This is a genomic window from Sphingomonas sp. R86520 (genome assembly GCF_042466285.1).
In the GTDB taxonomy this organism is placed as follows: domain Bacteria; phylum Pseudomonadota; class Alphaproteobacteria; order Sphingomonadales; family Sphingomonadaceae; genus Sphingomonas.
This window is the reverse complement of record NZ_JAXHBZ010000004.1, coordinates 112,241-124,890: the sequence shown is the minus strand read 5'-3', so window position 1 is coordinate 124,890 and position 12,650 is coordinate 112,241. Positions and strand designations below refer to the sequence as shown.

Sequence of the window (12,650 nt, the reverse complement as noted above, 5' to 3'; positions counted from 1 at the left end):
GTCTCACTTCACCGCGAAGGAATAGCTTCCGGCGACCTTGTGCGTGTCTGTCGACACCACCTGCCATGCCACGCTGTAGCGGCCGTGCGGGAGCGAGCCGTTGGGAGTGACGATCAGCGTACGGCCATCAGGCCCCAGCTTTGCTACGCTGGCCATCTTCATGGCTGCCATCCCGGGCATGGCCGCCATAGTCAGTTCTGCCTTGGAAAAGGCTGGCATCAGCTTTTCGCTGAAATGCAGCTCGATATGCGTCGGCTTGGCAACGGTCGCATTCGCGGACGGGCTCGCGAACAGCAGTTTGGGGTGCGCGTAGGCGGTGCCGGCGAGTGCAAGGCTTGCGGCAGTGGCGATCAGGACAGGGAAGCGGCGCATGGATGGCTCCTTCGTAACGGGGACTATCCTACGTTACGCGCCCCAATCGACTACCCCTCGAAAGGTCGTGTTGAGGGATTGGGCTGCGGCATGCGTAACCTATGCTAGAGGGGTGGAGTGAACGACATGGATGACCTCGACGCAGTATTGACGAGGATGGCGCACGCTCCCGTGCCCGCCAGCCTCGACGGAATGGAAGCCAGAGTGCTTGCGCGCATCGCGGCGCGGCCAGCGGCACGAGCCGGCACGGGCATCGGCGCAGTGACGATCGCCGTAGCGCTCGTCATGGGCGTCTTGGGCGCGGGCTTTCCGGCCAGAGAGGCCGGAGCGGTTTCTGCGCTTTCGCCACTCGGGCCAATGTCGCCGCTCGCCCCGTCGGTCTTGCTCGCCGGCGCGCCATGAGCGGTCGCGTCCGGCTGATATTGTGCGTGATCGCCTGCTTTGTAGCGGCGATCGGCGGTGTGTTCATCGGACGGGCACTTCTCCCCTCGCCGGTGCAGCCCGGCGCGGAGCTGCACGAGGTGTTGCATCACAAGCTGGCGCTGGACGCAGACCAGCAGGCACGCCTGCAAGCGCTGGAACAGCGCTTCGCGGTCCAACGCCGCGCCTTCGAGCTGGAGTTGCGGGCCGACAATGCCCGTCTCGCGGAGGCTATCGAAGTCGAACACGGCAACGGGCCGCGCGTTGTCGCGGCAGTCGATCGGAGCCACGCCGTCATGGGCGAGCTCCAGAAGGCGACGCTCGCGCATATATTCGCCATGCGACAGCTTCTCCGGCCTAACCAGACCGGGCAGTTCGACCAGGCGGTGGTCAAGGCGCTCACCGACGATCAGCGTTGAGCCTCGACTGGACCTCGCTCACCGAGGCCGAGCTTGCGACGCTCAGCATCGCGGGGCGGGAAGCGGCCTTTGCCGAGATCATGCGTCGTCATCGGCAACCGATTTTCCGGATGGTCCGCGCCTGCGTCGGTGAACCCGACGAGGCGCTGGACCTGTTGCAGGAGACCTTCGTTGCTGCCCACCAAGCCATGCCGCGTTACGATGGCAATCGGTCGATGCGGGCGTGGCTTTCCACGATCGCGCTCAACAAATGCCGTGATTGGGGACGCAAGCGGACCGTGCGCCGCTTCCTCTCATTCGCGATCCCGGTCGGCATCGAGGCCGAGGCGGTTACGGACGATCAGGTGCCGATCGACGACGCCGCCAGCGATCGGCAGGAGCTGGACCGGGTGACGCGCGCCATTGCTGCCCTCCCCGTTGCCTTGAAGGAGCCGCTGGTGCTGCGGACGATCGAAGGCTTGAGCCAGGCGGAAACCGCTGCGGTGTTGTCGATCAGCGAGAAGGCTGTGGAAACACGGCTTTATCGCGCACGTGCCAAGCTGCTCGAGCAATTAGGCGATCGTTGAGGGGTAGCACGACGCACCGCGTATCAAGGCTAGAGGGACATCCCCGATCGAAAGCCTTGAGGATCGTATGAGCCGCATTATCGACCGCCGCCAGATGCTACGCGGTGCCGCCCTTGCAGGCGGCGGACTCGCGCTGTCGGCCTACATGCCGGCATGGGCGCAGACCAATTCGGCAGGCATCATCACGCCGCTGCCGACCGTCACCGGCAACGACATTACGCTCCGCATCGCGCGCCAGACGATGATGATCGATGGCCGCGCGTCCAAGGCGATCGGCATCAACGGCACCGTGCCGGCCCCGCTGATCCGGTTGCGCGAGGGGCAGACCGTTCGGCTCAATGTCATCAACGATCTCGACGAGGACAGTTCGATCCACTGGCACGGACTGCTCGTTCCCCCGCAGTTCGATGGGGTACCCGGCATCTCGTTCCCCGGCATCAAGCCCCGTTCGAGCTTCCTCTATGAGTTTCCGATCCGGCAGAACGGCACGTATTGGTATCACAGCCATTCCGGGCTTCAGGAACAGCTTGGGCATTACGGGCCGATCGTGATCGATCCTGTCGGCGCCGATCCGGTGCAGTCCGACCGCGAACATGTCATCGTGCTGTCCGACCACAGCCAGCTCAGCCCCGCTACCATCTTCCGCGACATGAAAGTCGACCCCGGTCACTTCAACTATCAGCGTCAGACCCTCGCCGGCCTGCTTTCCGGCAAGGATCAGCCGCTCAAGGACCGTGTGGATTGGGGCAAGATGCGGATGGACCCCACCGATATTTCCGACGCGACCGGCCCCGCCTATACCTATCTTGTCAACGGTCACGGCCCGCGCGACAACTGGACCGCGCTGTTCACGCCCGGGCAGCGCGTGCGACTACGCGTCATCAATGCATCGTCGATGACAACCTTCAATGTCCGCATCCCCGGTCTCAAGCTCAGCATCGTCCAGGCTGACGGGCAAAACGTCATGCCGGTCGAGGTGGACGAGTTCCAGATCGGTGTTGCCGAAACCTACGACGCAATCGTCACTCCAGTCGACGACCGCGCTTACACGCTTGTCGGCGAGGCAATCGACCGATCCGGCCTGGCGCGCGCCACCCTCGCCCCGCGCCCCGGCATGGCGGCCGAGGTGCCTGCGCTTCGTCCGCGCCCGCTCGCGACGATGAAGGACATGGGCATGGATATGTCGTCGATGGGCGGCATGGATGTGTCGAGCGGCGGGATGCGCGGCCCCGACCCGACCAATGAGAAAAACCCGTCCGCCAGTCTCACCACCCTCGGCGCCGGCACGGCAGCAGGCGCGATGGCAATGGGCGGAATGCCGCAAGGCGGCACGATGTCAGGGATGGATCATTCGGCGATGAACCACGGTGCGATGGCGACGGGCGGCAGCGCGGGCGGCATGGCGGGGATGGACCACAGTTCGATGGGTGGCCAGCAGGGCATGGCCGGCATGGACATGGGGTCAATGAAGATGCGCGACTTCTCCAAAGCCCCGCAGGTCAAGAAAGGACCGGGTGTCCAGACGATCTCGCCGATGCCGATGGATCGCACCGGCGACCCCGGTCAGGGGCTTGAGAATGTCGGCCACAAGGTGCTGGTCTACCGGGACTTGATGGCGCTGGAACGCAACCCGGACGTGCGGGCTCCCAGCCGCAGCCTCGACATTCACCTGACCGGCAACATGGAGCGCTTCATGTGGTCGTTCGACGGCGTGAAGATGTCTGACAAAATGGAGCCGATTCCCTTCCTCGAAGGTGAGCGTGTGCGGATCAACCTCATCAACGATAGCATGATGGGGCACCCAATCCATATCCACGGCCACTTTTTCGAGCTGGTGACGGGGCACGGCGATCACGCGCCGCGCAAACACACCGTCATCGTCCAGCCAGGCGGCAAGGTAACGTGGGATTTTACCGCCGATGCGGTCGGCGATTGGGCGTTCCACTGCCATCTCCTCTACCACATGCACGCCGGCATGATGCGAACCGTGAGTGTCCGTCCGCGGGGAGACGCCGCATGACGCGCCTCGCTCCCATGTTGGCGTCGGGCGCCATGCTCACCCTCGCGGCTCCGGTCGCTGCGCAGTCGATGCAGGGCATGAACATGCCCGGCATGACGATGCCGGCTCAGAAGAAACCTGCGGCCAAATCGTCCGCGCCAGCCAAGCGCGTCAAGGCAAAGCCCGTTGCCGCGAAGCGCAAGGCGCCCGCGAACGCAACGGCTGACCCGATGGTCGGCATGGCGGGCATGGACCATTCGGCGATGCCGGGCATGACCATGCCCGGCGATGCCTCAAAGCCAGCGCCGGGCGCGTCCCAATCCATGCCGGGAATGGTGATGCCCGCGAGCGGCCAAACGGCTCCACAGGGCGCCCAGCAGGCAATGCCGGGGATGAATATGTCCGGCGACCAGCACAGCGGTCATGATATGCAGGCCATGCCGGGCATGGTCGGGATGGCGATGCCCGAAATGGAGCAGACCGGCACGGCGCTTTCCGCCGGGAACGCACCGGCCCCCGCGCCACCGATGGATCATTACGCCGATCGTCAGTTCGCGCCGGCCGATATGGCCAAGGCGCGGCACGACATGATGTTCGAGCAAGGCGGCCAGCCCTTCTACCAGGCCATGTTCAATCTTGCCGAATATCAGGCACGCCAAGGCCGCGACGGATATCGTTGGGATGGCGAGGCGTGGTTCGGCGGTGACATCAATCGCTTGTGGCTGAAGAGCGAGGGCGAGGGCGCGTTACGCGAGGGTGTCGAAAGTGCCGAAGTCCAGGCGCTCTACAGTCGAGCCGTCGGTCCGTACTTCAACCTTCAGGCAGGCGTCCGCCACGACTTCCAGCCGTCACCCGACCGCACCTATGCGACCGTCGGGTTCGAGGGTCTTTCGCCTTATATGTTCGAGGTCGAGGGCGCTTTGTTCCTGTCGACCAAGGGGGATCTGCTCGGTCGCCTCGAGGGGTATTACGACCAGCGCATCACACAGCGGCTGATCCTTCAGCCGCGGGTCGAGTTCAATCTATCGGCGCAGGACGTGCCCGAAAACCGGCTTGGCGCGGGGCTGACCGACGCCGAGCTGGGGCTCCGGCTCCGCTACGACATCAGGCGGCAGTTCGCGCCCTATATCGGCGTCTCCTATGTCGCACAGACCGGACGTACCGCCGATTTCACACGCGCCGAGGGCAAAGATCCGACCACCACCAGCTTCGTGGCCGGTGTGCGGGTGTGGTTCTGACGATGAAAGACGCGGGGGCACAAATAGGGAAACACGAAGATGGACAACCACGAGAAAAGTAGCGGAACGGGTTACGGTCGTTTTGCCGCGATGATCGCGACTTCGACCGTCGTGATGTTCGGGCTGATGTATCTGAACACCTACACGTGGAGTCACGTCGAATATAGCCAGACCCGAACATGGATGGCCGTCGTCATGGGAGCGACGATGGCCGTCATCATGCTCGGCTTCATGTGGTCGATGTATAAGAACCGGACCGTCAATTTGGCGATTCTTGCTGGCAGCGCCGTGGTCTTCGTGCTCGCCTTATGGCTGGTCCGCAGCCAGGAGACGGTGGACGACGTGAGCTACATGAAGGCGATGATCCCACACCACTCGATCGCGATCATGACGAGCGAGCGGGCGCATATCAAAGACCCTGAGGTTCGCCGACTGGCCGACGGGATTATCGATGCCCAGGTTCGCGAAATCACAGACATGAAGCGGATGATTGCGCGGCTGGAAGCGCACCCCATGCCGAACGGCGCGCCGGACCTACCGTCCTACCGCGACAAGCAGGTTCCCCCTCCCCCGCCCGAAACCGACGAGAGCGCCGGGGTGAACACCCTGCAGCCGATCCGCTGACGGCGTGAGGGATGCGATGCTTTGCCGCGTAGAAGGTTGAGTAATCACCGAGGAGATCGAGAATGCGTTTGATACCGATGTTTGCAGCCTTCGCGATCCTCGCCACCCCCGCGCTCGCGCAGCAGGGCGGGATGCAGGGCATGGATCATAGCCAGATGAAGGGCATGAACCACGGCGATATGGCCACGATGATGGCTGGCAATCCGTACGGTCAGGCCGAGATGGACATGCACCAGAAGATGATGGCCGCAAAGCAGGGCGACCCATCGGAAATGTGGACCCGCAAGATGATCGAGCATCACCGCGGCGCGATCACCATGTCGCGTGTCGCGGTGCGCGACGCCAAGGATGCCGAGACGCGGCAGATGGCGCAGATGACGATCACCAAACAGGAAAAGGATATTGCAGGGCTACAGGCGTGGCTCCGCAAGCACGGTAAGCGCCCGCAATAACGGGTGTTGCCCCGCTCTGTTTCCCCAAGCACGGGCAACAGGGCGGGGCTTTCGATTTCATCATGTAACCAAATCGATGATCCCACGAAGAAGACTTGGCCGATTGACAGGTTGAGAGGCACCCCGCAGGAAGTGCATGTGAAACGCCTGTTCCTTTTCCTGATGCTGATCGGCGTGATGGTCGGACTGGCTGTGCAGCAGCCGGCCCAAGCGCTTGCCGCCCCGGCAGGGGCGATGGACATGGCAGCGATGGCACCCAGCGACATGGCATCCATGCCGGACTGCATGTCAGCGGCGGAGAAGAATGCAGCCCACAAGCCGTGCAAGTGCGGCTTGGCCGGCTGCATCGCCATGATGGCGGCGGGCGGGACGATGATGCTGTCCGACGCATCGATGGTTCTCCAGGCTGCGGCGCACTCCGATCGTGATGAGCAGATCGGTATCTTCGCAGCCTTGCGCGGCCGTTCGACCGCCCCCGAGCCAGAACCTCCTTCGATCCTGATCTGATTTCAAGTCCGCGCGCGTGCTCGTCACGCGACCCGGCGCGCATGCGCCGGGTACGACGCGATGTGAACTCAAGGATCAGGACATGACGACATGCGAACCTTCTTACGCCGCCGTGCGTCGCGCGCGCTGGTATGGCTCGCGCTCGCGTCGGTCAGTATGCCGGCGATTGCTGGACCGATGACCTTCGACGCGGCGCTGCAAAAAGCCGCTGCCGATGCGCCGTCGATCAAGGCGAAGTCGCTCGGTGCCGATGCTATGCGTTCGTCGCGAAGCGCCGCAGGACAGTTGCCCGATCCGAAGCTCGCGCTCGGGATCGACAGCTTTCCGATCTCGGGACCGCTCGCGTTCGCGCCACAGCGCGATAACTTCACCTGGGTGCGCGTCGGTGTCTCGCAGGACATTCCCAATCTTGCCAAGCGTCGCGCGCAACGTGGTCGCGCGGAAGCGGACATAGGCGTCGCCGACGCAGAGACCGGCGTGGAAGCCCGCATCGTCAAGGTCCAAGCCGCGCTTGCATGGATCAGTCTCGCATATGCCGAGCGTAGACTTACGGCGCTCGACACGGTGCTCCAACGCCTCGACCGCTTCGTCAAAGCGTCACCCGGTGCGGTCGCGTCGGGTGCATCTCGGCCAGCACAGGTGCTCGCCGGGCGCGAAGCCGTTGCGAAATTACAGGACCGGCGCGACGAACTGGTGTCGATGGTCGGCCGCGCGCGCGCCGACCTCACGCGCTGGACCGGCGAAGCCGACCCCGACATCGCAGGTCCGATCCCGGACTTCACGGTCGAGCCTGCGCGCCTGCGCGCATCGCTCCGCGAGCATCCGACTCTGGTGTTGGCCGGTGCCACGATCGGTCGCGCGGATGCCGACCTTCGCTTGGCCGAGGCCGAACGGCGTCCCGATTTCGGCGTCGATCTGTCCTACCAACGCCGCGATCCCCGGTTCGGCGATTATGTGTCTGCAGGCGTCACGATCGGCCTGCCGTTATTCAAAAAGCGGCGCCAGGAACCGTTGATCGCGGCCCGCGCTGCCGATGCCAACAGCGCGCGCGCCAGCGCAGATGCCAGTTTGCGCGAACTGACCGCCGATCTCGAAGCAGGTCTTGCCGATCACGCGATGCACCACGCGCAATGGTCGCGCGCGCGCGACGTGCTGCAGCCGCTCGCCGAGCAGCGGGTGACGCTCGAGACCGGCAGTTACAGCGCCGGGCGCGCCACCCTCACCGATATCGCCGACGCGCACGCCGCGCTTGCCGACGCGGTCCTCACCACGCTCGATCGCGAGGCGACTGTCGCCGCGGACGGCGCGCGGCTCATTCTCCTGTTCGGGAGCGCCGACCAATGACCACGTCACTTCAACCGTCGCAGCTCGCTGCGACGCTTGCCGCTGTCGCCCTCGTCGCGGGTGCTGGAGGCTATTATCTGGCCGGCTCGCGAAATGGGGCACCTTCCGCAGGGACACCGGATACTCCTCGCAAGCCGCTCTATTATTACGACCCGATGGTGCCGCAGGAGCATTACGACAATCCGGATTCCCTGTCGTCTATGGGGATGAAGACGGTCCCCAAATATGCCGACGCGAGTAGCGGCCCAACGGCAAAGCCAAGCGTCACGATCGACCCTTCGGCGATGCAGAGCCTCGGCATCCGGCTCGCGACCGCAACCACCGGCACGTTGGCCGGCACGCTCGATGTGACCGGCGCAATCGACTTCAATCAGCGCGACATCGCAATCGTGCAGGCACGTGCCGCAGGCTTCATCCAACGCGTCTATGGCCGCGCACCGGGCGACATAATCCGTGCCGGGGCGCCGATCGCCGACGTGTTGGTCCCCGAATGGGGCGGCGCGCAGGGCGAATATGAAGCGGTGCGCAAAACCGGCGATCCATCGTTGATCGCTGCCGCACGCCAGCGTCTGCGACTGATCGGCATTCCGGGCGGCGTGGCGGGCGGGCGCGGGATGACCACCATCCGCAGCCCGATCGGGGGGGTTATCCAGACACTCGATGCGCGCGCCGGGGTCACGCTCGCGCCCGGGCAGACGCTCGCGCAGGTCAACGGCCTCGGCACGGTCTGGTTGAACGCTGCGGTGCCGGAAGTGCGCGCAACCGCAGTCAAAGTCGGGCAGACCGCGAATGCCGAGCTGGCGGGGTTCCCCGGCGAGCGCTTCACCGGCCGCGTCATCGCCGTCTTGCCGACGACGCAGGCGGACAGCCGGACGCTCACGGTACGGGTCGAGCTGCGTAACCCGGGCGGTCGCCTGCGCCCCGGCATGTTCGCGACCGTTCACCTGGGTGGCACTTCCGACACCGCGCTGCTGGTGCCGAGTGAAGCCGTGATCCGCACCGGCAAGCGCACGCTCGTCATGCTCGCCGACGGCAAGGGTCGTTTCCGACCAGCCGAGGTCCGTATCGGGCGCGAGGCAAGCGGCCAGACCGAAATCCTAGCCGGACTGGCGTCAGGCGAGAAGGTCGTCGCATCGGGCCAGTTCCTGCTCGACAGCGAGGCGAGCCTGACCGGCATCGCCGCGCGCCCGATCACGGGCGACACGAAGTGATCGCGCGGATCATCGAGGCGTCCGTCAAGGCGCGTTTCCTCGTCCTGCTCGCAGCACTCGCGCTGATCGTCGTCGGGGTGGGCGCTTTGCGCTCGACCGCGGTCGATGCGCTGCCCGACCTGTCCGACGTCCAGGTCATCATCCGCACCACCTATCCGGGCCAGGCCCCGCAGATCGTCGAGAACCAGGTCACGTATCCGCTCGCGACGACGATGCTGTCCGTGCCGGGCGCGCGCGTCGTGCGCGGCTATTCGTTCGTCGGCGACAGCTTCGTCTATGTGCTGTTCGACGACACTACCGATCTCTATTGGGCGCGCAGCCGGGTCCTTGAATATCTGAGCCAGGTGCAAAGCCGTCTGCCCGAGGGTGCAAAGGCATCGCTCGGCCCGGATGCTACCGGGGTGGGCTGGGTCTATGAATATGCACTGGTCGACCGGACCGGGCGTCACGATCTCGCACAACTCCGCAGCATCCAGGACTGGTTCCTGCGCTACGAGTTGAAGACCGTGCCGGGGGTCGCCGAGGTCGCGAGCATCGGCGGCATGGTGAAAGAGTATCAGGTCGTCCTCGATCCGCAGAAGCTGGCCGCTTACGGGATCACCCACGAGGCGGTGACCGAAGCACTGAAGCGCGGCAACCAGGAGAGCGGCGGATCGGTTCTCGAGATGGCCGAGGCGGAATATATCGTCCGCGCGACCGGCTATCTGAAGACGCTCGACGATTTCCGCAGCGTGCCGCTCAAGACGGTTGGCGGTGTCCCCGTGACACTCGGCGACGTCGCCACAATTCAGATCGGTCCGGAAATGCGGCGCGGGTTGGCCGAGCTCAACGGCGAGGGTGAGGTTGCAGGCGGTGTCATCGTGATGCGCCAGGGCAAGAACGCGCGCGAGGTGATCGACGGGGTACGCACCCGGCTCGAGGAATTGAAGAAGAGCCTGCCACCCGGCGTGGAGGTCGTCACCACCTATGACAGGTCGGGCCTGATCGATCGCGCGGTCGACAATTTGCGCAGTAAGCTGATCGAAGAGTTCATCGTCGTGGCGCTCGTCTGCGCGCTATTCCTCTGGCACGTTCGATCGGCGCTGGTCGCCATTCTTACGCTTCCGCTCGGTATCCTCATCGCCTTCATTGCGATGCGCGTGCAGGGACTGAACGCCAATATCCTCTCCCTGGGCGGCATCGCCATCGCCATCGGCGCAATGGTCGATGCGGCCGTCGTCATGATCGAAAACGCGCACAAACATCTCGAGCATTGGGCGCACGATCATCCGGACGAAACATTAGCGGGTGCTGAGCGCTGGCGCGTCATCACCGCCGCTGCGGTCGAAGTCGGCCCGGCGCTCTTTCTCAGCCTCCTCATCATCACGTTCTCGTTCGTGCCGATCTTCTCGCTTCAGGGTCAGGAGGGGCGCCTGTTCGCGCCGCTCGCCTTTACCAAGACCTATGCGATGGCTGGCGCTGCAATCCTGTCGATCACGCTGATCCCGGTGCTGATGGGGTTGCTGATCCGCGGTCGCATCCCATCCGAGAATGCCAATCCAATCAATCGCGTCCTCACCCGCATCTATCGTCCCGCGCTCGATTGGGTACTGGCGCGGCCGAAGCAGGCGCTGGTCATCGCCGGCCTGGTGTTTGCGACCAGCCTCTGGCCGATCAGTCAGCTTGGCGGCGAGTTCATCCCGCAGATGAACGAGGGCGACCTGCTCTACATGCCTTCCGCGCTGCCCGGCATCTCGACCGCCAAGGCAGGTCAGTTGCTCCAGCTCACCGACCGGCTCATCAAGACCGTACCCGAAGTGGAAAGCGTGTTCGGCAAGGCCGGCCGCGCTGACACCGCGACCGACCCTGCGCCGCTCGAAATGTTCGAGACCACGATCCGCTTCAAGCCCAAGGATCAGTGGCGCGCGGGCATGACGCAGGACAAATTGATCGATCAGCTCGACAAGGCAGTGAAGGTGCCGGGCCTCGCCAATTTCTGGATTCCGCCGATCCGTAACCGGATCGAGATGCTGTCGACCGGCATCAAGAGTCCGATCGGTATCAAGGTGGCGGGGTCCAACCTCGCCGAAATCGATGCGGCCGCGCGCGAGATCGAACAGGTCGCGAAGACCGTGCCTGGGGTGGGGTCTGCGCTCGCCGAACGGCTCACCGGCGGGCGGTATATCGATGTCGATATCAACCGGGCCGCTGCGGCACGCTATGGCCTCAACGTCGCCGACGTGCAGTCGATCGTGTCGGGCGCGATCGGCGGAGAGACGATCGGCCAGACCGTCGAGGGACTGGCGCGTTATCCGATCAGCGTGCGCTACCCGCGCGAGCTGCGCGACAGCATCGATGGCTTGCGCAACCTGGCCGTGCTGACGCCGGCAGGGCAGCAGATCACGCTCGGCACCGTCGCCGACGTTCGCATCACCGATGGACCCCCGATGCTACGCAGCGAGAACGGCCGGCCGGTGACGTGGATCTACATCGACGGGCGCGGCGCGCCGCTCACCACCATCGTTCGTGATCTGCAGAACGCGATCGCCGCCAAGGTGAAACTGCCCCCCGGCGTCAGCGTCACCTATACCGGACAGTTCGAGTATCTGCAGCGCGCAGTCGAGCGATTGAAGATCGTCGTGCCGGCGACCTTGGTCATCATCTTCCTGCTGCTCTACGCGACCTTCCGCCGGCTCGATGAAGCCGCGCTGGTGATGGGCACCCTGCCGTTCGCGCTCACCGGCGGTCTATGGCTGCTCTATCTGCTCGGCTACAACCAGTCGGTCGCGACCGGTGTCGGGTTTATCGCGCTCGCCGGCGTTTCGGCGGAGTTCGGCGTGGTGATGCTGATCTACCTAAAGCACGCGCTCGATGCCCGCGGCTCTAGGCCGGACGACGCATCGGTCGTAGCGGCAGTGCGCGAAGGCGCCCTCCTTCGTGTCCGGCCCAAGGCGATGACCGTCGCTGTGATCCTGGCCGGCCTGTTTCCGATCCTGATCGGCACAGGCACCGGCTCCGAAGTGATGAGCCGGATCGCGGCTCCCATGATTGGTGGGATGCTGACGGCGCCACTTCTTTCGATGCTGGTGCTGCCCGCCGCCTATCTGCTGCTGCGACGATCGCGCCAGCCTGCCGCTTCTACGTTCCCCCTTCCCCCTTCAACTCAGGAGCAAATATGAAACCGATCGCACTACTCATCGCTGCCAGCCTCACGGCTACCCCCGTAATAGCACAGCCGATGAAACCGATGCCGGGCATGGCGGCGAAGGCCGCCAAAACCGGCAACGGTAGCGGCATCGTCAAGGCGCTCGATCCGAAGACAGCCAAGGTCACGCTCCAGCACGGGCCGATCGCCGCACTGGCATGGCCCGGGATGACGATGGCCTTTGTCGCCAACCCGCCAACGCTCCTTAAAGGCGTCAAGGTTGGGCAGCGGATCGATTTTACGGTGCAGGTCACTGCGACGGGGCCGACCGTGACCGCCATAAAGCCACGTTGACGTTGCAGGCGGACCGTCCA

13 protein-coding genes are annotated in these 12,650 nt (G+C 64.6%); 12 read left to right on the top strand and 1 reads right to left on the bottom strand.

What is annotated here, in order from left to right:
• Positions 1-3 precede the first annotated feature (3 nt).
• Entirely contained in the window at positions 4-372 is a 369-nt protein-coding gene (copC, locus tag SJY41_RS22465) for a copper homeostasis periplasmic binding protein CopC (protein ID WP_267382071.1), read from the bottom strand.
• Positions 373-498: 126 nt separating this feature from the next.
• Here copC and SJY41_RS22460 point away from each other — a divergent pair, with 126 nt between their 5' ends.
• The 12 genes from SJY41_RS22460 to SJY41_RS22405 all read left to right on the top strand — a co-directional run bounded on the left by SJY41_RS22460 (position 499) and on the right by SJY41_RS22405 (position 12,630).
• Positions 499-774: a hypothetical protein gene (locus SJY41_RS22460; protein WP_267382070.1), complete on the top strand. Its 276-nt coding sequence runs from the start codon at positions 499-501 to the stop codon at positions 772-774.
• Entirely contained in the window at positions 771-1,211 is a 441-nt protein-coding gene (locus SJY41_RS22455; protein WP_267382068.1) for a periplasmic heavy metal sensor, read from the top strand. The genes SJY41_RS22460 and SJY41_RS22455 overlap by 4 nt, the downstream gene beginning before the upstream one ends.
• Positions 1,208-1,777, top strand: a complete 570-nt coding sequence (locus SJY41_RS22450; RefSeq protein ID WP_010165211.1) for an RNA polymerase sigma factor — start codon at positions 1,208-1,210, stop codon at positions 1,775-1,777. The genes SJY41_RS22455 and SJY41_RS22450 overlap by 4 nt, the downstream gene beginning before the upstream one ends.
• 67 nt (positions 1,778-1,844) lie before the next feature.
• A complete protein-coding gene (locus SJY41_RS22445; protein ID WP_267382067.1) occupies positions 1,845-3,797 on the top strand; it encodes a copper resistance system multicopper oxidase in 1,953 nt (650 codons plus the stop codon).
• Positions 3,794-5,014, top strand: coding sequence for a copper resistance protein B (locus tag SJY41_RS22440; RefSeq protein WP_267382612.1), 1,221 nt, complete (start codon positions 3,794-3,796; stop codon positions 5,012-5,014). Before SJY41_RS22445 ends, SJY41_RS22440 begins: the two co-directional genes overlap by 4 nt.
• 39 nt (positions 5,015-5,053) lie before the next feature.
• Positions 5,054-5,638 (top strand): DUF305 domain-containing protein, encoded by a 585-nt coding sequence (locus SJY41_RS22435; protein ID WP_267382066.1) that lies wholly within the window; start codon positions 5,054-5,056, stop codon positions 5,636-5,638.
• A 77-nt stretch (positions 5,639-5,715) separates the two neighbouring features.
• Positions 5,716-6,090, top strand: a complete 375-nt coding sequence (locus SJY41_RS22430; RefSeq protein ID WP_267382090.1) for a DUF305 domain-containing protein — start codon at positions 5,716-5,718, stop codon at positions 6,088-6,090.
• A 138-nt stretch (positions 6,091-6,228) separates the two neighbouring features.
• Positions 6,229-6,597 carry a hypothetical protein gene (locus SJY41_RS22425; protein ID WP_267382065.1) on the top strand — a complete coding sequence of 123 codons (369 nt, stop codon included), beginning with the start codon at positions 6,229-6,231 and terminating at the stop codon, positions 6,595-6,597.
• A gap of 90 nt (positions 6,598-6,687) precedes the next feature.
• A complete protein-coding gene (locus tag SJY41_RS22420; RefSeq protein WP_267382064.1) occupies positions 6,688-7,941 on the top strand; it encodes a TolC family protein in 1,254 nt (417 codons plus the stop codon).
• Positions 7,938-9,152 (top strand): efflux RND transporter periplasmic adaptor subunit, encoded by a 1,215-nt coding sequence (locus tag SJY41_RS22415; protein ID WP_380784522.1) that lies wholly within the window; start codon positions 7,938-7,940, stop codon positions 9,150-9,152. The genes SJY41_RS22420 and SJY41_RS22415 overlap by 4 nt, the downstream gene beginning before the upstream one ends.
• A complete protein-coding gene (locus SJY41_RS22410) occupies positions 9,149-12,310 on the top strand; it encodes an efflux RND transporter permease subunit (RefSeq protein WP_380784521.1) in 3,162 nt (1,053 codons plus the stop codon). The genes SJY41_RS22415 and SJY41_RS22410 overlap by 4 nt, the downstream gene beginning before the upstream one ends.
• A complete protein-coding gene (locus SJY41_RS22405) occupies positions 12,307-12,630 on the top strand; it encodes a copper-binding protein (RefSeq protein ID WP_267382061.1) in 324 nt (107 codons plus the stop codon). The genes SJY41_RS22410 and SJY41_RS22405 overlap by 4 nt, the downstream gene beginning before the upstream one ends.
• The last annotated feature ends 20 nt before the right edge of the window (positions 12,631-12,650 follow it).

Bases quoted from the DNA above. Each gene is read 5' to 3' on its own strand.
- copC (WP_267382071.1), bottom strand. From the start codon at position 372: ATGCGCCGCTTCCCTGTCCTGATCGCCACTGCCGCAAGCCTTGCACTC.
- SJY41_RS22460 (WP_267382070.1), top strand. From the start codon at position 499: ATGGATGACCTCGACGCAGTATTGACGAGGATGGCGCACGCTCCCGTG.
- SJY41_RS22455 (WP_267382068.1), top strand. From the start codon at position 771: ATGAGCGGTCGCGTCCGGCTGATATTGTGCGTGATCGCCTGCTTTGTA.
- SJY41_RS22445 (WP_267382067.1), top strand. From the start codon at position 1,845: ATGAGCCGCATTATCGACCGCCGCCAGATGCTACGCGGTGCCGCCCTT.
- SJY41_RS22440 (WP_267382612.1), top strand. From the start codon at position 3,794: ATGACGCGCCTCGCTCCCATGTTGGCGTCGGGCGCCATGCTCACCCTC.
- SJY41_RS22435 (WP_267382066.1), top strand. From the start codon at position 5,054: ATGGACAACCACGAGAAAAGTAGCGGAACGGGTTACGGTCGTTTTGCC.
- SJY41_RS22430 (WP_267382090.1), top strand. From the start codon at position 5,716: ATGTTTGCAGCCTTCGCGATCCTCGCCACCCCCGCGCTCGCGCAGCAG.
- SJY41_RS22420 (WP_267382064.1), top strand. From the start codon at position 6,688: ATGCGAACCTTCTTACGCCGCCGTGCGTCGCGCGCGCTGGTATGGCTC.
- SJY41_RS22415 (WP_380784522.1), top strand. From the start codon at position 7,938: ATGACCACGTCACTTCAACCGTCGCAGCTCGCTGCGACGCTTGCCGCT.
- SJY41_RS22405 (WP_267382061.1), top strand. From the start codon at position 12,307: ATGAAACCGATCGCACTACTCATCGCTGCCAGCCTCACGGCTACCCCC.